The sequence below is a fragment of the Reticulibacter mediterranei genome, from assembly GCF_016587455.1.
Genome location: NZ_BNJK01000001.1, coordinates 8,170,127 through 8,193,557 on the forward strand (window position 1 = coordinate 8,170,127; position 23,431 = coordinate 8,193,557).

General features: G+C 52.1%; 23 protein-coding genes and 1 riboswitch. Of the genes, 16 read left to right on the top strand and 7 right to left on the bottom strand.

Translation table 11 applies throughout. The features are described 5' to 3' along the window. Window positions 1-80 precede the first annotated feature (80 nt). Window positions 81-734, bottom strand: a complete 654-nt coding sequence (locus K3T83_RS34930) for a TetR/AcrR family transcriptional regulator (protein WP_220207528.1) — start codon at window positions 732-734, stop codon at window positions 81-83. Window positions 735-923: 189 nt separating this feature from the next. Between K3T83_RS34930 and K3T83_RS34935 the strand changes: the two genes are divergently transcribed. The 3 genes from K3T83_RS34935 to K3T83_RS34945 all read left to right on the top strand — a co-directional run bounded on the left by K3T83_RS34935 (window position 924) and on the right by K3T83_RS34945 (window position 2,969). Next, window positions 924-1,505, top strand: coding sequence for an isochorismatase family protein (locus K3T83_RS34935; protein WP_220207529.1), 582 nt, complete (start codon window positions 924-926; stop codon window positions 1,503-1,505). Between the two features lie 141 nt (window positions 1,506-1,646). Beyond that, entirely contained in the window at window positions 1,647-2,468 is an 822-nt protein-coding gene (locus K3T83_RS34940) for a MerR family transcriptional regulator (protein WP_220207530.1), read from the top strand. 99 nt (window positions 2,469-2,567) lie between these two features. Further along, window positions 2,568-2,969 (top strand): VOC family protein, encoded by a 402-nt coding sequence (locus tag K3T83_RS34945; RefSeq protein ID WP_220207531.1) that lies wholly within the window; start codon window positions 2,568-2,570, stop codon window positions 2,967-2,969. 51 nt (window positions 2,970-3,020) lie between these two features. On the opposite strand, the gene K3T83_RS34950 is transcribed toward K3T83_RS34945, so the two are convergent. Together K3T83_RS34950 and K3T83_RS34955 are read right to left on the bottom strand one after the other, a co-directional pair. Further along, on the bottom strand, window positions 3,021-3,191 hold the full coding sequence (locus K3T83_RS34950; RefSeq protein WP_220207532.1) for a hypothetical protein: 171 nt from the start codon (window positions 3,189-3,191) through the stop codon (window positions 3,021-3,023). A 41-nt stretch (window positions 3,192-3,232) separates the two neighbouring features. Further along, complete coding sequence (locus tag K3T83_RS34955; protein WP_220204991.1) at window positions 3,233-4,462, bottom strand: ISAs1 family transposase; 1,230 nt, start codon at window positions 4,460-4,462, stop codon at window positions 3,233-3,235. 190 nt (window positions 4,463-4,652) lie between these two features. On the opposite strand from K3T83_RS34955, the gene K3T83_RS34960 reads away from it, so the two are divergent. The 3 genes from K3T83_RS34960 (at window position 4,653) to K3T83_RS34970 (ending at window position 7,516) form a co-directional block, all read left to right on the top strand. Then, window positions 4,653-5,273 carry a TetR/AcrR family transcriptional regulator gene (locus tag K3T83_RS34960; RefSeq protein WP_220207533.1) on the top strand — a complete coding sequence of 207 codons (621 nt, stop codon included), beginning with the start codon at window positions 4,653-4,655 and terminating at the stop codon, window positions 5,271-5,273. 17 nt (window positions 5,274-5,290) lie between these two features. Continuing rightward, window positions 5,291-6,634: an MFS transporter gene (locus K3T83_RS34965; RefSeq protein ID WP_220207534.1), complete on the top strand. Its 1,344-nt coding sequence runs from the start codon at window positions 5,291-5,293 to the stop codon at window positions 6,632-6,634. 114 nt (window positions 6,635-6,748) lie between these two features. Beyond that, entirely contained in the window at window positions 6,749-7,516 is a 768-nt protein-coding gene (locus tag K3T83_RS34970; protein ID WP_220207535.1) for an acyl-[acyl-carrier-protein] thioesterase, read from the top strand. A 217-nt stretch (window positions 7,517-7,733) separates the two neighbouring features. On the opposite strand, the gene K3T83_RS34975 is transcribed toward K3T83_RS34970, so the two are convergent. Then, window positions 7,734-8,771 (bottom strand): FTR1 family iron permease, encoded by a 1,038-nt coding sequence (locus tag K3T83_RS34975; protein WP_220207536.1) that lies wholly within the window; start codon window positions 8,769-8,771, stop codon window positions 7,734-7,736. Between the two features lie 182 nt (window positions 8,772-8,953). Then, window positions 8,954-9,898, bottom strand: coding sequence for an aldo/keto reductase (locus tag K3T83_RS34980; protein ID WP_220207537.1), 945 nt, complete (start codon window positions 9,896-9,898; stop codon window positions 8,954-8,956). Window positions 9,899-10,316: 418 nt separating this feature from the next. Between K3T83_RS34980 and K3T83_RS34985 the strand changes: the two genes are divergently transcribed. The 6 genes from K3T83_RS34985 (at window position 10,317) to K3T83_RS35010 (ending at window position 18,117) form a co-directional block, all read left to right on the top strand. After that, window positions 10,317-11,312, top strand: a complete 996-nt coding sequence (locus K3T83_RS34985; RefSeq protein ID WP_220207538.1) for a phosphotransferase family protein — start codon at window positions 10,317-10,319, stop codon at window positions 11,310-11,312. 95 nt (window positions 11,313-11,407) lie between these two features. Next, window positions 11,408-11,540: riboswitch (FMN riboswitch) on the top strand. Between the two features lie 220 nt (window positions 11,541-11,760). Then, window positions 11,761-13,728 (top strand): GTP cyclohydrolase II, encoded by a 1,968-nt coding sequence (ribA, locus tag K3T83_RS34990; protein ID WP_220207539.1) that lies wholly within the window; start codon window positions 11,761-11,763, stop codon window positions 13,726-13,728. Beyond that, window positions 13,688-14,194, top strand: a complete 507-nt coding sequence (gene ribH / locus K3T83_RS34995; protein WP_220207540.1) for a 6,7-dimethyl-8-ribityllumazine synthase — start codon at window positions 13,688-13,690, stop codon at window positions 14,192-14,194. Before ribA ends, ribH begins: the two co-directional genes overlap by 41 nt. After that, on the top strand, window positions 14,167-14,880 hold the full coding sequence (locus K3T83_RS35000) for a riboflavin synthase (RefSeq protein WP_220207541.1): 714 nt from the start codon (window positions 14,167-14,169) through the stop codon (window positions 14,878-14,880). Before ribH ends, K3T83_RS35000 begins: the two co-directional genes overlap by 28 nt. 483 nt (window positions 14,881-15,363) lie before the next feature. Beyond that, the gene (locus tag K3T83_RS35005; RefSeq protein WP_220207542.1) at window positions 15,364-16,887 is read left to right on the top strand and encodes a phospholipase C; all 1,524 of its coding nucleotides are present in this window, start codon (window positions 15,364-15,366) and stop codon (window positions 16,885-16,887) included. A 114-nt stretch (window positions 16,888-17,001) separates the two neighbouring features. Then, the gene (locus tag K3T83_RS35010) at window positions 17,002-18,117 is read left to right on the top strand and encodes a multicopper oxidase domain-containing protein (RefSeq protein ID WP_220207543.1); all 1,116 of its coding nucleotides are present in this window, start codon (window positions 17,002-17,004) and stop codon (window positions 18,115-18,117) included. Here the strand turns inward: K3T83_RS35010 and K3T83_RS35015 are convergent. Beyond that, on the bottom strand, window positions 18,080-18,703 hold the full coding sequence (locus K3T83_RS35015) for a Uma2 family endonuclease (protein ID WP_220207544.1): 624 nt from the start codon (window positions 18,701-18,703) through the stop codon (window positions 18,080-18,082). The genes K3T83_RS35010 and K3T83_RS35015 overlap by 38 nt on opposite strands. A gap of 240 nt (window positions 18,704-18,943) precedes the next feature. Here K3T83_RS35015 and K3T83_RS35020 point away from each other — a divergent pair, with 240 nt between their 5' ends. Both K3T83_RS35020 and K3T83_RS35025 read left to right on the top strand, forming a co-directional pair. Beyond that, the gene (locus K3T83_RS35020) at window positions 18,944-19,804 is read left to right on the top strand and encodes a TrmB family transcriptional regulator (RefSeq protein ID WP_220207545.1); all 861 of its coding nucleotides are present in this window, start codon (window positions 18,944-18,946) and stop codon (window positions 19,802-19,804) included. An 81-nt stretch (window positions 19,805-19,885) separates the two neighbouring features. Continuing rightward, entirely contained in the window at window positions 19,886-21,160 is a 1,275-nt protein-coding gene (locus K3T83_RS35025; RefSeq protein ID WP_220207546.1) for an adenylosuccinate synthase, read from the top strand. Window positions 21,161-21,476: 316 nt separating this feature from the next. Here K3T83_RS35025 and K3T83_RS35030 read toward each other — a convergent pair whose 3' ends face one another. Next, entirely contained in the window at window positions 21,477-21,833 is a 357-nt protein-coding gene (locus tag K3T83_RS35030) for an SDR family NAD(P)-dependent oxidoreductase (protein WP_220207547.1), read from the bottom strand. A gap of 566 nt (window positions 21,834-22,399) precedes the next feature. Here K3T83_RS35030 and K3T83_RS35035 point away from each other — a divergent pair. Both K3T83_RS35035 and K3T83_RS35040 read left to right on the top strand, forming a co-directional pair. Further along, a complete protein-coding gene (locus tag K3T83_RS35035; protein WP_220207548.1) occupies window positions 22,400-22,954 on the top strand; it encodes a hypothetical protein in 555 nt (184 codons plus the stop codon). Further along, a complete protein-coding gene (locus K3T83_RS35040; protein ID WP_220207549.1) occupies window positions 22,938-23,429 on the top strand; it encodes a hypothetical protein in 492 nt (163 codons plus the stop codon). The genes K3T83_RS35035 and K3T83_RS35040 overlap by 17 nt, the downstream gene beginning before the upstream one ends. Window positions 23,430-23,431: the final 2 nt, after the last annotated feature.

The window sequence follows — 23,431 nt, forward strand, 5'->3', positions numbered from 1 at the left end:
AAATAATTTATGCCGCACTACAATAGGCAAATGAAGATAACGACAAGATGGGCGATGGCTTGTCCTCGCCTATCTTGTCGTTATTGAACGTTATCATTTGTATTGGAACGCGGAGAGGCAAGGACAAGCCATGCTGCTTGTGCCAGAGGATCTCGTGCTTCCTGGATCGTCTCGGGTTGTCGAGTCCTCAGCCAGATGCGGACAAATTCTCGGCTGGGACCGATGATGAGCGGGATGTAGAGCGACTCGGGCAAGCGGATAATACTTCCGTCGCTGATAAAGGGGGCAAGCCATTGCAACACGTGTGTCGACAGCTTTTCTGTGGGAGGCGTGGTTTTGGTCTTCTGCCGGAGCACCTTGATGTATGCGCTTAGATATTCCGACTCACCTGCTTGCATGAGATATTGTCCAAGATCAGGATGATATTCAAACCAGCGCAAATACGCATGGACAAGCGCTTTAATGCCTTCATGGGGAGTCCGCTCAGCAATGGATGCAACAAGAGCTGCGTTCAGGCTCGCGCGTCCTTCGAGATAGAGTGCTTGTGCAAGCAACTCTTTATTTGAGAAGTGATGGTAAATGCTCCCGGTACTGGCCCCAGAAAGCTTGCGGATATCTTCCATCGTGGTCTCTGCGAAGCCTTTGCTTGCAAAGCAGGTGAGTGCCGCGTCCAGAATGGCCTGTCTCCTGGCTTCCTTAGGAACGCGAGGAATGCGCTGCTCAGAATCTTTCATTATCCAACGAATCTCTTCTTTCTGTCTCCGACTGTACTTTCATTCCTGGGGATGCACAACCCCTTTCGGCTGGCATTTGCCTATTATACTATACTCTTGACAAGAATGAAATTCTAGAATAATATTCTAGTGATGCGGTCAGAAGAGAGAAAAGGTGAGCATCGATAACAATCATAGAGGATTCTTCTTATGCCATTAACAACCATCGACAACAAAGCCGCGCTCATTGTCATTGATTTGCAAAAGGGCGTGTTAACCTTACCAGCAGCGCATCCAGTTGACCAGGTTCTTGCGCGCTCCGCTGAACTGGCTAGAGCGTTTCGGTCTCATAAATTTCCGGTTGTGCTTGTCAACGTGGTTGGCGGCGCTCCGGGTCGCACGGATGCTGCACATGCAGCCAGGACAAGCGGGCAATCTCGCCCGACGCCTCCGCCGCAATGGGCCGATCTAGCAGATGAGTTGGACGCTCAACCTGACGATCACCGTATCACCAAGAAAACGTGGGGCGCGTTCCATAACACCTCGCTACATGAGCATCTGAAAGAACTCGGCGTCACACAAGTTTTTCTGACCGGCGTAGCAACCAGCATCGGAGTTGAATCAACGGCGCGCTCTGCGTACGAGCATGACTATCATGTCGTGCTAGTGACGGATGCTATGACTGACGTGGATGTGCAGGCTCACCAGCATAGCGTGGAGCGGATTTTTCCACGTCTGGGCGAGACCACAACCACTGAAGAGATTATCGCTATGTTGAAGGAGCATGCATAAGTTTCTCCTTTTTGTTCAATACTACCACAACTAATTTTTGGACAGCTTCTTTTTAAGACTTGACTTTCAACCTGCTTGAAAGTGGTATCCTCTTTTTGCAAAGACATGATGATACCGTTTCACTGTTGGGGAGGAAGTCATATGTTTAAGATACGCGAGTTTGCTGAGATTGCGCAGGTGCCGATGTCCACTCTGCGATACTACGACGAGATAGGTGTCTTCAAGCCCGCTGCGGTCGATCCAGAGACGGGCTATCGATTTTATTCGATCGACCAGTTGCTACAGATCAATCGCATTCTGGCTCTCAAAGACCTGGGCCTTGAACTGGCACAAATTGTGCAATTTCTCGATGAGGAGGTGTCAGGCGAGGCATTGCAGGGGATGTTGCGCTTGCGACAGGCAAAGCTGCAACAGCATATTCAGGCTGAGCAAGAGCAACTTGCACGTATCGAGGCCAGGCTGAAATATATTGACCAGAGCGAGGGCCGATCAACCCCGATCGTTGTATTGAAGGCCGTGAACTGGTATTCGATCATTGCTGCTCGTACTCAGGTGATTGGGTTTGAAGCAAACAGGCGTTATGCCGAAGCGCTGCTTGCCAGGATCAGGGAGCGCGAGATCAAGCCGACCGGTCCCACGCTCTTTCTCTACCATGAGTCCGGCGACGTTGATTTCGATGTAGAGGTGGCTGTGCCCGTCGATCCTGCACAGGTGCGTGCGCTCGGTCAGGGCTGGGATGAGCGGGTTGTTGTGCGTGAGCTACCCGACGTTTCCAGAATGGCCTGTACTGTCTATCATGGTAGTCCACACGCTATCGTGGAGGCGTATCAAGCTCTGGGCATTTGGATTCAAGCTAATGGCTACCATATCGCCGGACCTTGCCGCAAGCTCTGTCTACGCTGGGACGGCGAGCTGAATGACTACCTGACCGAAATCCAATACCCAGTCATGTTGGAGCAGTGAAGCAGACAAAAACATCATCATGTTTGTTTTGAGCAAAAATAAGGTAGTATTTGAAAGGAGCAGGGCAGCGGCGCGAGTCGTATGCTCTGGAACACTAGTATGTTGAAAGCTATTCGCAACCTTGACTATACGGTTATTATCTGTCAGGATGTCGAGTTGATGAAGCGCTTTTATCGTGATATACTCGGATTTCCGCTCCATCGTGATTTTGGCGATTGGGTAGAGTTCAGCGTAGGTGCTAACCTGCTTACGTTGCGCAGAAGAGGAACCGGTTATGATGATGTGCGAAACGAGGATGGGGTGGCTCCGCTGGCTGGTACGGCCTCAATGCAACTGGCGTTTCGGGTGACGCCATCGCAGGTCGATAGCTGCTATCTCGAATTGCAAGAGAAGGGAGCCACGATCATGCAGTCACCCAGCAATCGCGAAGGCACCAATCATCGCACCCTCTTCTTCAAAGACCCGGAAGGCAACATTCTGGAAATTTATGCTGATTTATAGTGGCGTATCTGGAAAGGGCGCAGGCAGTAGCCTCGCCCGATTTTCTGACCTCTATTGAACACGTGCCTCCTCTTCAGTCAGGATAGGGAAGAGCGTCGTCTTGCCGGTTGGGTGGTGGAGATTAATCGAGAGGGTCTCCAGGCCAGAAGCGCTTTTCAGGGCCAATAGCGAATTTGCTAACTGGCTTGCTTCGTTCGTCGTACATGCGATCTCCTTTTGCACAATTCTTACAAGGCAATATTGCCCCTCAGGGCTTTCCAATTCTAATAAACAGTACAAGAACCAGTGAAAAGGAGAGCAAGAGCTTGTTGAGGGTGAGCGTCAAAATAGCGCATCTGTCGAGCAACGTTGCGAACGCCAACGCGATCCATCAAGCTCAAGACGGTGCTGTTGAGTTGAGCCAGAAGGCTCGGTACTCGTCCAGTGCGCGTTTGACAGGCATCTTCCCCTAAACTTCCGTCGCGGCGATAATGCAGCCGATTTTCGATGGCCCAATGCTCCCGAATCAAAGCGAGCAGGCGGCTAGGTGGCGCTTGGCGCATGGAGAGACTACTCAGTCCATAGACGACTTCATGACGAAGCGTGCCAGCTTTGAGCAAGAAGGTCGTCCGTTCGAGCCGAAAGACTTGCTCGATGCCTTCCCATTGCTTGCCAAACCACTCATTGAGATCAGGACTGCACGTGATAGCTCGATGTTCTTTCCGTCCATGAGCTTTGTCCCACGTCTCTGCTTGTTTCCACCGACGACGATCAGGGCCGCGATCTTCGAGCAAGTCCGCAATATCTTCCTGGAGGGTCGGTTGGTTCTCTTTGGCGATCAAAATATAATCTCCGGCTAGTTGATGCACGCGGCTACAGAGATCACGTTGGGTATGCATGGCATCAAGAGTCAAGATACGTCCTTTCACACATGAGGGAGTCAATAAGGGTTTGAGCGCACTGATCTCGTTCTCTTTGGCCCCGACATTACAGTGCCACAAGACAATGCCAGTGGCGACCTCATAACAACTGAGTTGATGGATTGGATGTTCTTGTGAGGTCGTGGCACGCAATGTTTTCCCGTCAATCGCCAGATGAGCATGATCGGCTTGACTCTGTGGAGTGTGTAACCGACTTGGCTCGTCTCCACACCGGATCTGAGCCTCCCATCGCACAAAAAAAGCTGATAAGATCTCGTCAAGGTGTTTCCCATCCACTTTCGCCAAGACGTTCCAATAGGTCGTCTGACATGGCATCTTCTCTCGTCGTAACTCAAAGTGTTGGGCCAAGTATCCTGCTCGATGGCGAATCCATTCGGTGGCTGCACTCAATGTTTTTTGTCCCGCAAGTTTGGCAAGCACAAGCAGGCACAAGATCACTGCCAAAGAGTAGCGTTTGCCTTGCGCACGCCTGGGATCAGTCAGTCCTTGCAATGCTTCATAGAGCGAGAGAACTGCGCTTTCCGCTGCTTCCATCTCCGCTTGAGGTGGCACGTTCCATGTTGTATAGTCCATAGAGAGTTTTCCTTGTCGATGTGATGTTTTTTGTATTCTACAAGAAAAACTCTTCTTTTTCACCTCCTCTTTGAGAATTGGAAAGCCCTGTATTGCCCCTGATCTTCCTTGACATCCCTTCTATTGGAGTGTACACTCTCAGATTAGAGTAACTACTCTAAATTCAGGGCGATTGCTCCAGGGAGAAGGTATGATGGTACGTGTGGACGTGCATGCGATCCGACGAGAACAAATTCTGTGTGCGGCAGAACGCTTGTTGGCGCAAAAGGGCTGGTCACGAACGACGTTTGCTGATATTTGCAAAGAGGCTGGCATCTCTAACGGCGTTCTGACCTATCACTTCAAAGATAAAGATGAGATTTTGCTGGCGGTCTTACAAAAGGTTTCGTGCGAGTTTCAGGACAAGCAGTATCCTGTGCTGGAAGAGGAGTCGCAGTCGTTGCAGAGCAAACTGGCTCAGTTTGTGAACGATAACCTGCTTGCTGATGAGAAGCAGCGCGAGTTTTGCCTGCTCTCGCTCCATCTGCTTTCACTGGCAACGCAGAAGCCGGAGATAGGGCAGTGGATGTCGCAGATCCACACGGAATCGTTCCAGCAAACTCAGGTCAGTGTTGAACAAGCCTGTGTGCAGGGGCAGATAGAGGTGCGCGACCCTGCCGCCGTTGCTGCTGTACTCATCATGCTACTTTCGGGCATCTCAGTTACCACTGCTGTCTATGATTTTCCTGTCCCGGCTGAAAAATTGATAGATGAAGTAATGACAATGATACGTCGCTACCTGAAGATGGATGATGGAGAGAAGCATACATAGAAAGGAATCATGCGTCTATGCACGTAACGCAACCGGAGAATGAGATAATTCAGGAGGCATCTCCTCCTCGCTCGCCAATAGTGATGTCACCTAAACAGATGGCGAGTGCAATGATACTGTTATCCTGTTGTATTGGTATCCTTATGACAGGCTTTGGGATTATTGTTCCCGTGTTCCCGCAGCGTCTAGAGGCGCTGGGATTGGGCGCGGAAACATTGGCACTGATGGAGGGTGGGTTTGGTTTGGGAATGTTTCTTTTCAGCACTCCACTGGGCACGCTGGCAGATCGCGTTGGACGCAAGCCGATGGTACTGCTCTCGCTGGCCGGTTTTATCGTCACCAGCGTTGTACTTGCGCTTGTCAATATACCTGTTGTATTCATCCTCGTGCGCTTCGTTGAGGGTGCGCTTGTTTCCGGTTTGATGCCTGCATCTAACGCAATTGTGGGTGATGTAGTGCCAGTGGAGAAGCAAGGTCGCTGGATTGGCTTTATGACCACTGCACAGTCCGCTGGTTTTGCCATCGGTCCAGGCATAGGTGGCATACTCTATCAGGCCTGGGGCTTTTCCAGCCCCTTCTTTATCACTGCGGCTGCTGCCCTGATCGCGTCGTTGCTGGCCCTGTTCATGCTGCCTGAGACGCTTTCGCCACTGGTACGCGAAGAGGCGCGGGTGCGTTATGCCACCAGGCGTCAGGAGAAGCGTCAGAAACAGAAAAAGGAGCGCCGTATGGCGTTGGGACAGCCGGGACTGCTCCTGGTCTTTCTCCCGCTACTGATTATCGATTTCGGCATGACCTTTGCCTATCCGTTTGTATTGCCGCAATACCCCTTCTACTTTGAAAAGGTGTTGGGATACAGTGCGGCACAATATGGCCTGATTATCAGTGCGTACGGCGGTGCCCTGGCTGTGTTTCCCATGCTGCTTGGAGGGGTCAGCGAGCGCTTCTCGAAAAAGCTGGTCATTACGGTTGGCAGTATCCTGACGCCGATTATGAATATTGCGCTGCTTTTCGTGCATCAGTATTCGCTGTTGATCCTGGCTACCATTCTTACGGGCGTTGGCAGCGCATTGCTCATTCCAGCATTGAGTACGATCTACCTGGGCATGACAAGCGACCACAATCGTTCGCAAATCATGGGGATACGCGGAACAGCCATCTCGTTTGCGATCCTGACAGCTCCATTGGCCCAGGCATTGATTGCACCCTGGACACCGCCGCAGGTCTCGTTCGGGATCAGCGTAGCACTCTCGCTGGTAATCATTCTGCTTGTGATTATCACGCTAAAGAATCCGCAGCAGCCTGAGAAGCACGATGAGGTGAAGCAGGAGGCGCTTCCTGAGATTGCTACCAACATTTAGCAAAACGACGGGAAATAACGGGCATCTTTCTCTGAAAGGTGTCCGTTATTTCCCGTCGTGAGGGCGTATAATTGGGGCAATAAGGAGATTTTTTCTGATATTCAAGGAGCAGACATGCGACGAGAATTCTTCCATATGCATACCGTTCGCTACGATGAGTGTGATTGTAATGGCGTGCTTACCCCTTCGGCGTTTTTACGGTATATGCAGGATATCGCGGCACTGGATGCCGAGGACGCGCAACTTTCCGGCAATGGCTACTGGGTGGTCAAACGCACCTTTATTACCTTTACCGCCCCTATCGCGATCCATACCCAGCTTGCGTTAAAGACCTATGGCCTCGGTTTTAGCCGCGTTACGGCCAAGCGTGGCTATGAGGCGCACCTTGCTGATGAGCCGCAGAGCGAACCGATTATCGCTGCTCACACGCTCTGGGTGTATGTTGATCCTCGTGGACGCCCAACGCGTATGCCGGAAAGAACGGCTCAGATCTGGCTTCCTGATGGACCGCTGGCACCACCGCCAGATGAGTCTTTTCCGACAACACCCGCAGGCACACCAGAAACGACAACTGCGGTTGTGCGCTTTTCCGAAATAGATCTGATGCGACACCTCAATAACGCCTCGGCGGTTGAGATGCTGGACAACGCAGCCTGGGAAGCCTATGCGAGTGCTGGCATTACGCCTGACGCGGCGAAGTTTGACCCACTTCACTATGATATCGAATATGTGGACAGCCCGCTCTTCGGCGACGAACTGACCATTCAAAGCTGGTTGCATCCTTTGCCCACAACCGGGCAGGAATGTATCCGTCACCAGCAGATCACACGTGCAGGAAAAGTGATGGTGCGCGCTCACTCGCGCTGGCTGTGGAGAGCATAGCGAGGCGTGATGGTCAAGAAGAGAGGGCGTAGGTTTCTGAATTAGACACGAACAGAACTATTGAAGGGAGCGTACTACAGAGATGAACCCTACGCCACTGTTGTCTAATATACAAGAGATTCCTATAAATCTCATGTTTCACTGACGAAAATAGCTGAGAAATAATAATGCGGTTGAGTTTCGCGCGAAACTCAACCGCATTATTATGGTGGAACGCTTATTCTTTCACTGGTGCCATTTCTTGCTTGTCAAGGCTCTGAGCATCTTCAGCGCGTTGCTCCGCCTGTTTGCGTGGACGCCAGATGCGGATGTACTCGGCGGAGAAGTAGGAGCCGAGGACGAGAATACCAGCGATTACCTGAGCAACCAATCCCTCGACATTGGGGAAGACCGCGAACCAGACGCCCATCCAGTCGGGAATGGGCAGATTCACTGGCGTTGTCGAGATCCAGTGGGCAAGTTGCATTTCCTGCACGCTTTCGCCAACCATCACCACCAGCACGATAGCAAGCATGACGCCGGTGAGGATCAACATACGCTTGTAGGGGAGCTTGTGGTGCGTCATGAAGGTCAGCACCGCGACGATAGCGGTAAAGAAGAGGCCAATCGCCACGCCCTGGAGGACAATTGTTGAGCCGACCTGTAAGCGCAGGCTTTGCAGGAAGAGGACCACTTCAAAGCCTTCGCGGTACATCGCGGAGAAACCAAGCATTGCCAGACCAAACAGCGTGCTGGAACCAGCGCTGTCCGAGCTGTTCATCAATTCTTTGCGACGCTTATTGTGCATCGAGATCCAACCGGTCCAATAGATCTTATGGAAGAACCAGTTCATGATGATGAGGAGAACCACAATGGCGAGCAGACCGGTGGCAGCCTGAATATCGAGGGCTGGAGCGTTGATCTGCGACATAATAGCAACGACAATAAACCAGGTCGCAATCGTTGCCAGGAAGCCCAGGCCAGAACCGGCGGCAATGGGTTTGCGGTATGATTGCTTCGATTTCACCAGACTTGCCGTAATTGCGGATAGTACCAGAATCGCCTCAAGCCCTTCACGGAAGACGAGAATACCGGTATTCAGGATAACCGCAGTACGATCAAGGTGGGGAGCAGTTGGATCAGGTGCGCCCGAAGCTGTAATACCCTGCCAGACAAGGACGCCAGCAAGCAGAAGACCCGCGATAATGAGCGCAACACGCCAACTTGTGCGCCATATATTGTGCGCTGTTACGTGTTTGACGGGCTGACTCGACATAGATATGTATTCCTCTCCAATATATGTGTTGTGTGGTTTCGACCCCACGAAATACCACGCCCTCTTCACTTTTCGAAATATAGGTATGTTCTGTGGTGATTGCTATGCTGTGAATATAGGGGCATGCTAATATCCTAGTTGTGTACTAGGATATTAGCATAAGCTAACAATTTATGTCAAGATCATGCGTGATAGATAGCTTCCAATTCTTCCCATAGCTGAGCGGGAATGGAGTATTGAGCTAGCTGGATGGTTTCGTTCAGGCGCTCAGGTTTGCTCATGCCGATGATAGTCGAGGTAATACGTTGATCGTGGAGAGAGAATTGCAACGCTGCCGCTGCTAGCGGGATCTCGTAGCGCTTGCATGCAGCTTCCATCGCCGTTGCTTGCTTGAGCATCGCTTCCGGGGCGGCTCCGTACATGTAGCGCGGGTAGGCACTCGGTCCTTTGGCGAGAATACCGCTGCCGTAAGGGGCGGCATTCATCGCCGATACATTGTGCTGCTGGCAGAAATCCCAGAAAGGATCGGCTTCACGTTCGAGCAGCGTATAGCGATTGTGCGAAATAGCCACTTCAAATAGATCGGTTTCCACAAAACGCGTCATCAAATCGATGGGGCCGCCAGCCACGCCCAGATGCTCGATCAGTCCCTCTTCTTTGCAGCGCTGCAAGATTTCGACGGGGCCGCCCGGCTGCATTGCATCCTCAAAAGTAATATGTTCGGGATCATGTAAATAAACGAGGGGTAAGCGATCCAGACCTAGCAGGCGCAAACTGCGTTCGACGCTTTTGCGCATCTGTTTGCCGCTGAAGTCGCCTGTGGTCAGGTCGCGATCGGCCTTTGTCGCCAGGACATAGCCAGCTGGAACTCCGCCAAGCTCGCGCAGAACCTGCCCGATGCGTCGCTCGCTCTCGCCATCACCATACGAAGCTGCGGTATCGAGAAAATTGATCGGACCCGCAAAAATAGCACGTACAGTCGCCAATGCCTGTTCTTCCTGCACTCCATAGGCAAACGTCTCCGGCATATTGCCCAGCGGCGCGCAGCCCACACAGAGCGGCGTAACCTGGAGGCCCGTTGAGCCTACTGGACGGAGTGGAAGCACGCCTTTAAATGTATCGGTCATTGATGTTGTGATACCTCCATCGACTTAGATAGGCTCATCGTATCACGTGGCATTGCTTGTTGCCTACTGTTCAGGCAACAGTAATCCAGTTTTTTGTCAGTGGCTCTGGTATGCTCGTCTGTATGTGCTTTGCTTGACCCTGGTATTGCGATCTTCTATACTTAGAACAAGAATTTGGATAGAAGAGAGATTGAGAATGAACTGGCTACACCATCCTCATTAAGCAGCTGTAACGTTAGTTGAAATATCCCTGTCCGCCTGTCTCATCCTGGTATATGATGAGCTAGCTTTCCGTTGCCGTTTTGCTGCTGGTTGCCAGCCTCGTGCGCCTCCGCATACATGAGCATCCCCTTTGAGTATGTGTGATGAAAGAAAACATTCCCCCAACTTGTCCATTGTTTGATTTAGAGGAGGTACTATGTCTCTAGAACGGCCTGTCTTTGCGAGCCGTCAGGAGTACGGTCGCTATTTCACAAACCCATCCTACTGGCACCCTTATGTAGCAGCCATTTGTGTACGTCACGATCTGGGAAACCCTGTGACGGTGTGTGCAGGGCTTCCAGGCACTCATCCCGTTTTTCTTGTGAATGAACAGTATGCGGTCAAGCTCTATACCGATCTTTTCAATGGGGAACAAAGCTATCATGTTGAGCGTGAGATTTATCGCCTGATCGCGACTGAGCCATCTCTGCCAGCGCCCTCTCTGGTTGCAACCGGAATGCTGTTTGATGAGCATGATGGCTGGCCCTGGCCTTATATCGTAACGCGGGTGATTCCTGGCCTCAGCATCAGCGAGTCCGAGGTCAGCTATGCAGATCGTTTAAACGTTGCAGCGTGGTTGGGCGTTGTCGTGCGTCGTATGCACTCTCTGTCACTGGTAGCACCATTCTCACCAGAGTGGAAGCCATTTCTCCAGTTTCTTGCAGCGCGACGGACAGAGGTAGTTGCCGACCATGCTCGCTGGGGTTGTCTTCCAGCACATCTCGTAGCGCAGATCGAGGAGTATATGCCAGATCTGACAACCTTGATCGACGAAAAAGAAATACCTGCCCTGCTGCACTGTGATCTCAATAGCGACCATGTGTTGGGTGAGAGGATTGCCGGGTATTGGAGGCCAACAGGTGTGATTGATTTTGGTGATGCAAGGGTTGGTGATCGGATATATGAGCTAGTGGCGTTACATCTGGGTTTGTTCCACTGCGATGGGCAGATGCTGCGCATATTTTTGGAGGCATATGGCTTTGATGAAGCATTGCGACGTGATTTTGTCAGGCGAGCCATGAGTATGACATTGCTGTTTGAGTTCAACGTCTGCACGCACATTTTTCAGCATATTCCTGGCGCTGCCTCAGTTGGCACGCTTGATGAACTGGCTGAGCTTGTATGGGGGAATGTTCTCACATCCGAGAGGTAATGTCGTGGATAGAAAAATAGTTTGAAATATCGGATAATATCATCACAAAATTGTCACAGGACGAGGAAGTCACTCGTCCTCTATAATAGAGAGAGAAAAGTCTTCGGGGCAGGGTGAGGGAATGTGTTTCCCAATTCCCGATCGGCGGTGAAAGCCCGTACGTCACGTTGTGACATGATCTGGGGAAGTTCCAGAGCCGACGGTACAGTCCGACAGGAGAAGACTACAAGTAAAAGTAGCACGTCTTGCTAGCAGCCCACTCGTAAGAGCAGCGTTTGCAGCGAGACGTGCATAAGAGCGGAGAACGCAGCCTCTTTCAATCAGGGTGCGTCTCTCGCTTGCTTTGCATACAGGTATTGAGTTACCTGTTGATTGTGCTTTTCTTGTATTCTACTGTGCCTTCCCTCATCTGTCGCCGAAGTAGCGAACCAGCCGTGAGGGAGTGCCAATGGAAGACTTTAGCAGCTATTATCCCCTGCTCTTCACTATCGCCAATCGTATGTTGCATGGGGCCGCCGATGCGGAGGATCTCGTGCAGGAGAGCTATCTTCGCTATGCCAGTACTGAGCAGGAAATCAGTTCGCTGAAGAGCTATCTCACCACTATCATCACCCGGCTCTGCCTCGATTACCGCAAGTCGGCGCGTGTCCAGCGCGAACAAGCCCTCGATTTTCTGCCCGATGATCTCTTCCCGATACACGATATGGAAGAGGCTGTGCTAGAGGCGTTGGAGCGGAGAGAGCGGGTGGCAATGGCTGTACGTATTCTGCTGGAACGTCTGACCCCCGAAGAGCGAGGTGTGTTCCTCCTTCACGAGATGTGCGACTATCCCTACGAAGAGATAGCCACGTTGCTCAAAAAGAGTGCCGCCTCCTGTCGCCAACTCCTGCATCGCGCTCGCACACGCCTGACCCGCGCCTCTGCACGCTTTGCCAGCACGCAGGAGCAGCAGGAGCAGATCACAGAGCGCTTCCTCTCTTTCAGTCAGCGGGGAGATGAGCAGGCGCTTGTGGCAGCGCTTTTACAGGATATCAAGCCGCAGGATATTGAGCGGCATCAAAGCAAGCGCACAGGGCGGCCAACTCTGCGCCAATCATATCTGTCACAGGAAGGAATACACATGAAACAGAGCAAACAGGCAGAATGTTATCTTACCGTTCCAGAGGCCATCCGACGTGTCCAGGCAGGCAAGATGGTGCTGATTCAGGACGATGCGGAGCGGGAAAACGAGGCCGATCTTGTCCTGGCAGCTCAATTTGCCACGCCAGAAAAGGTGAACTTTATCATTCATGCCGCCTCTGGCCTTGTTTGCGTTGCTCTGGGTGGTGAGCGCCTGGATGCTTTGGGGATACCATTGGAGGAGCGGAAAAACAATCCATTGCAGGGCACCGCGTTCACCGCTTCGGTCGATGCCGTCTCCGGGACCACCACAGGCATTTCCGCCGCAGATCGAGCCGTCACTATTCGCAAACTTGTCGATCCCACCACGCGTGCAGAGGATTTTGCGCGGCCCGGTCATGTCTTTCCTCTTCGCGCACATCCTGATGGGATACTTGGCAGGCGCGGCCATACTGAGGCTGCCGTTGACCTGATGCATCTGGCTGGTCTGGAACCGGGCGCGATTGTCTGCGAGGTGCTGAACAATCGGGGCGAGGCTGCGCGAGGAGAGGAGCTATGCATGCTGGCGCAGACATGGGGCATCGGCATTCTCACAGTTGCCACTCTTCACCGCTATCGTCAGGAGCATCTTGTGAGCTTTGTTGCGGAGACACAACTGCCCACCGCCGAAGCCAATTTTCGCCTGCGCCATTATCGCGATACCCACACCCATCAGGACTATCTAGCGCTGTTATTAGGAGATGGAGATCTGACCGGGGAAGCTCCGCTGGTACGCCTGCACTCGGCCTGCACGACTGGAGACATCTTCGGCTCCCAGCGTTGCGATTGTCAGGCCCAGATGCAGACAGCCCTTCAACGTATCGCTGCTGAGGGACGCGGTTTACTGTTGTATCTGCCGCAGGAGGGGCGCGGTATCGGGCTGTCCGGCAAGCTGCAATCGTATGTGTTGCAAGAGCAGGGCTACGATACGGTGGAGGCCAATGAGCAACTCGGATATCCAGTCGATGCCCGTTCATATGCAGGCGCACTTGCCATCCTCCATCACCTGCAACTACGGAGCGTGCGTTTAATGACCAACAGCCCACGCAAGATCCAGGCACTGATTGAAGGCGGTATCACTGTTGAGCGCGTGCCGCTTGAGATCGCACCATCTGAGCATAATAGCGTGTATCTGCACACGAAATCGCAGCAGATGGGGCATTTGCTGACAATTCTGTCAACAGCGGATCATACACAAAACGAAGCAAAGGAGAGACATGAAACAGGAACTATCACAGCCGCCCGCGCCTCATCTTAACGGGGCAGGCTTAAAGATCGGCATCGTTGTTGCCCGCTTCAACTGGCACATCACGGGTGCAATGCTCTACGAGGCGCGGCGCACGCTGCAACATCTGGGAGTGGCCGACGAAGATGTTGCGGTCTATTATGCGCCTGGATCATTCGAGCTGCCGCTGCTGGCGCAAACGCTGCTGCAAAACGAGACATACGATGCCGTTCTCTGCATTGGCTGCGTGATGAAGGGAGCCACCCGCCACGATGTCATTGTTGGCGATGCCTCTGGGCAGGGCATTCAACAGGTCTCCCTGACTACAGGTATTCCTGTTATTTTCGGAGTGATCTGCGCTGAAACTCAGCAACAGGCGGAAGAGCGGATCGTGCGAGGCGTTGAGTGTGCCGAAGCAGCTGTAGAGATGGCGCGAACGATTCAGAATCTCAAACAGAGGAAGGAGCAAGCATGTTTACAGGGATCGTTGAAGAAGTAGGAACGTTGTTGAGAGTTGAACCCACTGGTCTGGTGATTTCTACGTCATCGGGTCTGTCGGATGTGGTGTGTAAAGATAGCGTTGCGGTCGATGGCACCTGCCTGACCGTCATTGATCGTGGGAGTGACTGGTTTCATGTCGATACCATTCCAGAGACGTTGCGCTGTACACGCCTGGGAACCTTGCAACCGGGGGCGCGAGTCAACCTGGAGCGCTCTCTCGCGGCCAATCAGCGTATCGGTGGGCATATGGTCCAGGGCCACATAGAGGCGACGGTGCACGTGCTGCTCACCAGAGATGATGGTATCGAACGTTATTGCGAGGTGGAACTGCCGTCTCATTTGCGCGCGTATGTAGTCCCCAAATGCTTTGTTGCCCTTAATGGCGTGAGTCTGACCGTCATTGATCGACAACATGATCGCTTCTCCTTCGCGCTGATCCCCTATACACGCGAACATACCAATCTGGGCGAGACTAAACCGGGCATGCTGCTCAACCTGGAAACGGACATTATTGGGCGCTACGTGGCTCATATGCTCAATCAGCGCGGCGACCTGAAAGACAATGCTGATGAGTCGGAGGCAGTCAATGCCAGCCCGGTGCAAATATTGACGACCAGTCCTTTTGAATATGCACGAGGATCGCTGGTACAACGCAGCCTGTATGCTGTAGCATACGGAATATAGCTGTAGAAAATACGCACATTTCGCGTAAAATAAGATAAGCCTCTTCTAGCTTTTACGTAAAGTTGGAAGGGGTTTTATGTTGTTCTCGTCATGAAATAAATCTCCCACATTTCGTACCGAAGATGGCAGGGGCGAGGACAAGCCATCTTCGGTACGAAATGTGGGGGATTTATTTGTCAAAATTCAAGCGCATTTAACACAACGTTAAGGTCGCAAGCGAGATAGAAATAATAATCTTAACAGGCAGTTAGTGGTGATTTAATAGTAGCGAGAGTATAATCAGTACGGGCTACTTACAGTTACTCGCTATAAATGAGAGATATTGCTGGTAAATTGAATATATAAAGAGATAGAGACCACACGGTATATTTCCTCGGAACTAAAAAATGTAGCCCGGAAATATGGGGAGGAAGAGCAATTTATGACTTCATGTATCTCTCATGTGTATAGTGTTATTTCTGCGAGAAAGAGGATCAACAGCTTATGAAAAAGCATTGGCGTAATGCCCTTACCCTGGTTGTGGCATTAGCTATAGCGATCTTCAGCGCTGGTTTCTTCGCGACCGCATCCGCCGGGCAGACAGGTTTATCTGGTGATGCACCCACTGCCACGCCTGTTAAGCATGTAGTCGTCATTTTTCAAGAAAATGTTTCATTTGACCATTATTTCGGTACTTATCCTAATGCGACCAATCCAGCAGGCGAACCAGCTTTTCATGCCACGCGTGGCACTCCACATGTGAACGGTTTGACGCCTGCTCTGCTCACGCACAATTCCAATTCCGCCAACCCTCAACGGTTGGATCGTTCGCAGGCGCTCACCTGCGACCAGGATCATGGGTATACCGATGAGCAGAAAGCCTACGATAACGGACATGTGGATAAATTTGTCCAGTTTACGGCGGGTGGCAGCTGTAAGGACAAAACAACCGTCATGGATTATTATGATGGCAACACGGTGACGGCGCTCTGGAACTATGCCCAGAACTATGCTATGAGCGATAATTCTTACAACACCGTCTACGGTCCTTCCAGCCCTGGCGCAATCAACCTCATTTCGGGCCAGACGCACGGATTGACGGCCAATTCATCACAGAGCGAGGCGGTGAATGGAACGCTGATCGGAGACTCTGATCCGGTTTACGACGATTGTTCCACGACCAACGGCAATACGGTTGGTATGACGGGCAAAAATGTTGGCGATCTGCTCAATGCAAAGCACATCACCTGGGGCTGGTTTCAGGGTGGCTTCAAGCCAACAGCAACCAACAATGGCGTTGCTGTCTGTGGTGCAACGCATCAGAACATCGGCGGCGCAACTATCACGGATTACAGCCCTCATCATCAGCCGTTCCAATATTACAAATCGACCGCCAACCCACATCATCTGCCGCCGACCTCAACCGCGATGATTGGTCAGACTGACCAGGCTAACCATCAATATGATCTGCAAGATTTCTGGGCTGCGGCCAATGCCGGGCATCTGCCGGCGGTCAGCTTCCTGAAGGCGGCGGAATATCAGGATGGTCATGCCGGTTATTCTGATCCGCTTGATGAACAGACGTTTCTGGTGAATACGATTAATCAACTGCAAAAGAGCGCGCAGTGGAGTTCGACCGCTGTAGTCATTGCCTACGATGACTCGGATGGCTGGTACGACCATGTGATGCCACCGCTTGTCAGCCCATCGCAGAGTACCGCCGATGCGTTGACCGGAGCTGGCGTGTGTGGAAAAGCTGGGAATGTTGTCTACGAGGGTCGTTGCGGTTATGGTCCGCGTCTGCCTTTGCTGGTCATCTCGCCCTATGCTCAGAAAAACTACGTCGCTCACACGATCAGCGACCAGTCCTCTATTCTGCGTTTCATCGAGGATAACTGGCAGGTCGGGCGCATTGGCGATCATTCCTTCGACGAGCGCGCGGGGGCCATCACCAACCTGTTCGATTTCCATAAGAAGCCGCAAACCACACATCTGTATTTGAACCCTTCAACCGGCGAACCTGTCTGAGAGACAGATCGCAAAAGTTGATGATCTAAAGATACAGTTTGATACATCGGGACAGAGCAGCAAACATGCTCTGTCCTTTATCTATGATATTTTCCTTTTGAAAGAGGTAAGATAGTGGTTTTTCGCTATTTTCGGGGTAAAGAAAAGCAAAATAACAAAAGCACAATTGAGAAAAATAAAGGAAGGGGCTTTACGCGTCGTCTCTTTTTTCAGGGAGCGGCAACAAGCGTATTAGCCGTTTCTTGCTCAGATGCGAATTCCCTTGTCCCATTAACCGATTCAGCAGCAGGAGGCCAGTTACGCGAATATTGGATACAGGCCGATTCGTTCTATCACAACCTGGTTCCCACCGGCATTGATGACATGTCGGGAACGCGCTATGCGCCCAATGAGAGTTCGTACTGGGCTGTTGGTTATCGTGCCTATACTCCCGGATGGAAGCAGCCTTTGCCGTCTGATGGCAATATCGGGGCAAACTCAGGTATTCCTGGTCCCGTGCTACGGGCGAGTGTGGGTGATACGATTCGCGTTCACTTTCGCAACAATGATACCCATTACCGCTTCTGCCATAGTATGCATCCTCATGGCCTGCTCTATACGCCAGCGAATGATGGGTCGTGGAGTGCGCACGACGCTACAAAGCCTGGGACGGCCCTCAAGGTTGGCGAGACGTTTACATATGAATGGAAGGCAGTCGCCAGTTCGGTTGGCAGCTGGCCGTATCACGATCACGCTATGCCTGCCACTATTGCGGGCAGTACCAGCACGAGTGGGAAGGAGATGGGAGGGGTCTCGAACGGGATTATGGAGCTTGGGGCAGAGTTGGGCCTGTTCGGTATGATTGCCGTGACTGATAGTAAAACGCCTCACGTTGATCGCGAATTTATTCTCTGTTTCCACGATTTTGTAGAAGCGGACGTTCCGCAGATCAGTCAGGATTTTGACTGTTTCAATGGTTATGCTTTTCTAGGCAACACGCCGACGTTCGAGGCAAAAGTTGGCGAGCGTGTGCGCTGGCGCATCATGGCGTTGGGATCGGAATTTCACGTTTTTCACTTGCACGGCCATCGCTGGCAACTAAACGGAGCTTTTACCGATGCAGTGAGCATCGGCCCTTCTATGGCGCAGACATTTGATTATGTGGAAGACAATCCTGGCACCTGGCTCTACCATTGTCACGTGACCGATCATTTCATGGGCGGCATGGCCGGATACTATATATCTCGCTGATCGGGCTGTTCTGCTGGGCGCGTGTCGGGGAATTTGACCTTCCGGTAAGCTTCGCTGACTGGAAAGCGAACATCAGGCACGCCAATGCCACAATATCGCCTGACTCGAAGGCGTGGTACGTCCAGAAGTTGTTCTCTTCGCGCCTGAAGACCTCGATGAAAGCCTGCTGCGTATCCACGAGCATATACTCTTGAATCGTCGGGCATTCGCGATAGTAGCGCAACTTATTGCCGCGATCATACGCTTCCGTACCCGGAGAGAGTACCTCTACGATGAGACGCGGATAGAGCAGCGTCTTGTCGTCGCTCTGTTCGCGCTCGTCGCAACTGACTGTGATATCAGGGTATATATAGCGCGATGCGGAGAGTTGTACGCGTCCATCTGAAGTATAAACGCTGCAAGTACTTTCGGACAACAAATTATTTAAAATGGTAGTGATATTTCCGGCAATCTTTGAATGGTTATTTGTACCTCCAGCTAGCATTCTTATATCACCGTCGATATACTCATATCGCGCCTCGTAGCTGTCTTCGTCAATCTTTAGATACTCTTCAACTGAAGTCATAATGTGTTTCGGTAGAGCCATGTCTCAAATTCTCTTCGCTCGCCACGTTTGCACTTTAGCAGAGAAATGCTCATTCCGCCCCCGTGAACAAACTAACGCAACGGCTTCTCAGATGTTTCTCTGTACAAACACATTATACCGAGACATCCAAATCTTCAAAGCTTGCTGGTTCCGGCAATTTTTACCCATCCCTTGACAATCGCGCCTGTCATTCTTTATAGTAGTAGTGGTTGCTACTACTAAATGGAAAGGATATCGGTTGTGATTGCAACAACGCTTGAAGAGATGAAACAACTGGGCTTTACGGGGGCCGAAGCTCAGATCTACGTCTATCTGCTGCAACATCCACTCTCGACCGGCTATGAGGTCAGCAAGGGTACTACCTTGCCGCGTGCCAATACTTACCAGGCGCTAGAGACGCTGGTGGCGAAAGAGCGCATTATTGCCGTCAGTCAAGATCCGATCCGCTACTCTGCCGTTCCACCTGCGCGCCTGCTCAAGCGCATTCAAGAGGAGACACAGCAGCGTTGTCGCGATCTGGAGCAGCAGCTTTCTGCTCTGGAAAAGCCTGATAGCGTTGGGCATTTCTGGGAGTTGAACGAGCGCAGCCGCATCGAGGCCCGCATGGTTGAACTGATTAATGCGGCGCAACAGCGGATCTCGGCCAGCCTGTGGGCAGAGGATCTGGAACGACTCGCCGGGCCGTTACGTGTTGCACATGAGCGTGGTTGCACCATCATTCTCAATCTTTTTGGTGAGGCCAGCGCGGATTTCGCCACTATTTATCGGCATGAGGGGCCGGAGAAAGCGGTTGGCGGACACGTCGTTGCCCTGAGCATCGATTTCTCTGAGGCTCTCGTAGCATCGCTTGACGAGCCTGTCACAGGCGTAGTGACCGAGAATCGCACGCTGGTACGCGTGGTCGAGAAGCTCATTCGCGACGAGGCGTACCTCGCCTCTATTTACGAGCAATTCTCAGCTGAACTGGAAGCGGCCTTTGGTCCACATCTGGTTGATCTGCGCCGTCGCTTGTTGCCAACTGAGGACGCTGTACATTTGATTGCGATTACCGCGCTGGGTTCACAGGCTATTCACCTGCCAGCAGAGCTAGAGCTGAAATAATATTTTTTGCGAAGAGATCATCGGGGAAGCATCGCGGCATGTTTCCCTCTAAAAGTATGCATAATGAAAAGGAGCATCATCATGGCAGAAAACGTAACCGTTGTTGTGGGAACGCAATGGGGAGATGAGGGCAAGGGAAAGCTGGTCGATCTCTTGAGTAGTCAGGCAGACCTTTGTATGCGCTTTCAGGGCGGAGGCAACGCCGGGCATACTGTTGTCAACGATCATGGCACCTTCAAACTCCACCTTGTTCCCTGCGGCGTTTTCAATCCTGAGTGTCTCTGTATTATGGGTACGGGAACCGTCATCGATCCGGCGGCGCTGTTGCAAGAGATCGCAGAGTTGGAGCAGCAGGGAGTGGCAGCTAAAAATGTGCTGGTTTCGGATCGCGCCCATGTCGTGATGCCCTATCACAAGCTGCTCGATCAGGTGGAGGACGAGGCGCGTGGAGCGTATCGCGTGGGAACAACGGGGCGCGGCATCGGCCCGGCCTATACCGACAAAGTGGCGCGTATCGGTCTGCGTATCGGCGATCTATTGTATGAGAACGTGTTGCGGGAGAAGTTGTCCACGATTCTGCGTCGCCATAATACCGTTCTCACCACCTATGGTCAGCAGCCCTTTGATCTGGAACAACTTGTTGCAGAGGCACGAGAATGGGGAGAGCAGTTGCGGAGTCGCATCGTCGATACGCTGCCAATCACCCGTGCCGCCTTGCGAGATGGGAAGCGCATTATGCTGGAGGGCCAGTTGAGCGCCATGAAAGATATTGATTGGGGATCATACCCCTTCGTCACCTCTTCATCTCCCACCGCAGCGGGTGCCGCAGCTGGGTCGGGCATTCCACCTCGGCGTCTCGATCAGATTATCGGAGTTGCCAAAGCCTATAGCACGCAGGTTGGCACAGGACCGATGCCCAGCGAGTTGCATGATGCTCAGGGAGAGTTCTTACGCAATCATGGTGGCGAATTTGGCGCAACAACGGGACGCCCTCGTCGCGTCGGCTGGTTTGATGCCGTCGTGACCCGTTACGTCTGCGAGATCAACGGCTGTACAGGATTGGCACTGACCAAGCTGGATGTACTGGATAGCTTGAGCGAGATTCCCGTCTGCGTCGCCTACCGTTACAAAGGCGAGCGCATCGAAGATTTGCCCGATACGATCATTCACGAGCAGTGCGAACCCATCTATGAGGTGCTCCCTGGCTGGCAGAGTAACACCTCGGAACTGCGCAGTATTAGCGACCTGCCCAACAACGCCCGTGCCTATCTGGATCGATTAGCCGAACTGGTTCAGACTCCCCTTCACAGCGTCGGTGTCGGCCCACATCGCCATCAAACGCTACTGGCACAATAGCAGCGTTAAAAACTTATAGCGCCGTAATTGTACGATGATGATCTTACGCGCATAAACTTCTGTGTAAGAGCCTTAAAAATGGCGGATTGGTGCGAGATAAAACGGCGCATCGTCGAAGTCGAAGCCGCTCCTAGACCGGCTTGATTCTTTGGGATCTCGACATACATCCTCGATAGATTCGGTAAGAGCGAGGAAGCGGGAAAGTGGTCCTTCATTTTCCCGTTACGGGTGGGAGGGCTGAGTCGCAAAAACGTTCGTTTCCTGTGAAAAACAGCAGAGGCCCGTTGAAATAATGCCATTTCAGCGAGCCTCTCCCTTATCCTTCCGTTTTTCCGAGGGAGGCCTCGTCAAGGGCGAGAAAAGCAACACCCGTCAGTTGCTCGGAGATGTTCCAGAGTCTTCTGGCAATGGCTAGATCGTGCGCCTCTGGGGCGGCCTGGACCTCGGTCACGTTCCCGCTTATCTCCATGAAACCATCCGGGCCAAAGAATTGACCTCCCTGTACTCCTGACGCAGTTGCTGCATAGAGTTGCGGGAGGACACCGCGTTCGGCAGGTTGAGCCGTTGCGGCGTTCAAGCATTTGATGATGGTGCCGAAAAAGCCAGTATATCTCTTGCTCAGATAGCTGTCAAAAAAGACATCAACAATGCCAGGGCTTTCCAATTCTCCCATCTAGCGGGAGTGCAGAGGGCGGCAGCCCTCTGCCGGGGTGCGGGGTGTCCCCGCAAAAACCTTTTTTCTTCTCTTTTGCGCGCCGTCGCAGGCGGCGCGCGAAGGAGGGAAGGAAACTGGGGACACCCCAGACCCCGGCAGGGAGACCCTGCACCCCTTTGAGCGGAGAACTGGAAAGCCCTGTCAACAATGCGACCACTCTTTCCCAATTGATAGCACAGAGTGTCCATGTGGAAGTTCCAGGAGTGATATGTTGCAAAATCGACCGTTTTCTGACACTCATAGTTTACTTATAGAGCGTGAATGCTCCTGACATCCGTGAGCGTGACGCAGAGGTTGGAGCAGTCTCAAAAAACGTGCCATAATCAAAGTCTCATTTGGGCAAGCAAAGGGTGTCATTTTGTGCATTTTGCGCTATGCCCTATAATCATATCCTGTCCCTCTAGCCACATAGAAGATTTCCTGTATAATGGCGGAAGATCATTACGGGGACATTGCGCTTTTGCAACAACGCCACGTTTGTGATCTTTGAGAAAATCACATGGTATGAAGGGGAACGGAGAAATATGCTGCCCTCATCACGGTACGTGCTGCAATTTTATAGTATTTCGCTACTTTTGATGCTGACTTTATTTTTACAGGGCTGTCAGGCGAGCTATTCTGAACAGGCCAGCAGCACGGATGCAAACACGAATTTTACTGACAATGCTGCGGCAACCACCACCAGAACGCCGTCATCTCAACCAGGTACGCGTCCCACCAGCAGCAAATATCGCATTCTTTTCGATAATGCTCATGCAGAGAGCGCGGGTAATGCTGATTGGGTGATTAGTGGTGCTCAGCCTGATCCATTGAAGGAGAATCCGCATCCAACAAAGGAGACTGATTGGACAGGTGGCATTAGCGCATGGGGAGTGGCGCTCCAGCAGACGAATCGCTATCTTTTGATGACCAACGCCAGCGCCTTCACTTATGGCAACGCTAAGAATATCACCGATCTCAGCAAGTTTGATGCGCTGATCCTGCCAGAGCCGAATAAGCTCCTGACCGCCAGCGAAAAAAACGGCTATTATGCAGTTCGTGCAGAATGGCGGTGGCCTGTTTATGATCTCAGATCATGACAAGAGCGACCGCAATAACGACGGCATCGACTCTCCAGCTATTCTCAACGATTTGATGCAGAACAATGGCGTAGCGAAAGACCCCTTCGGGTTTCAAATCGATCTCAAGAATATTAGCAGCCAGAACTTGAACAATCTCACACCGCAGACGAACCCGGTGCTGAATGGCCCGTTTGGAGCGGTCAAGGGAAGCATCATACGCAATGGTACCACTGTGACGTTGCATCCCACCGCGAATGCGCAGGTGCGAGGACTTATCTATCTCAACAGCGCCTCGCCCACTGGTAGCAAAAATGCATTTCTTGTCAGTAGCAGCTATGGGAAAGGGCGTGTGCTTGCTATTGGTGACAGTTCAACAATCGATGATGGCACCTGTAGAGGCAATGATCAGTGCTATGATGGCTGGAATGATCCCGCCGCGCAGAATCGTGCCCTCTTTTTAAACGGAACGGCCTGGCTTGCAAAGGCGATCTAGCG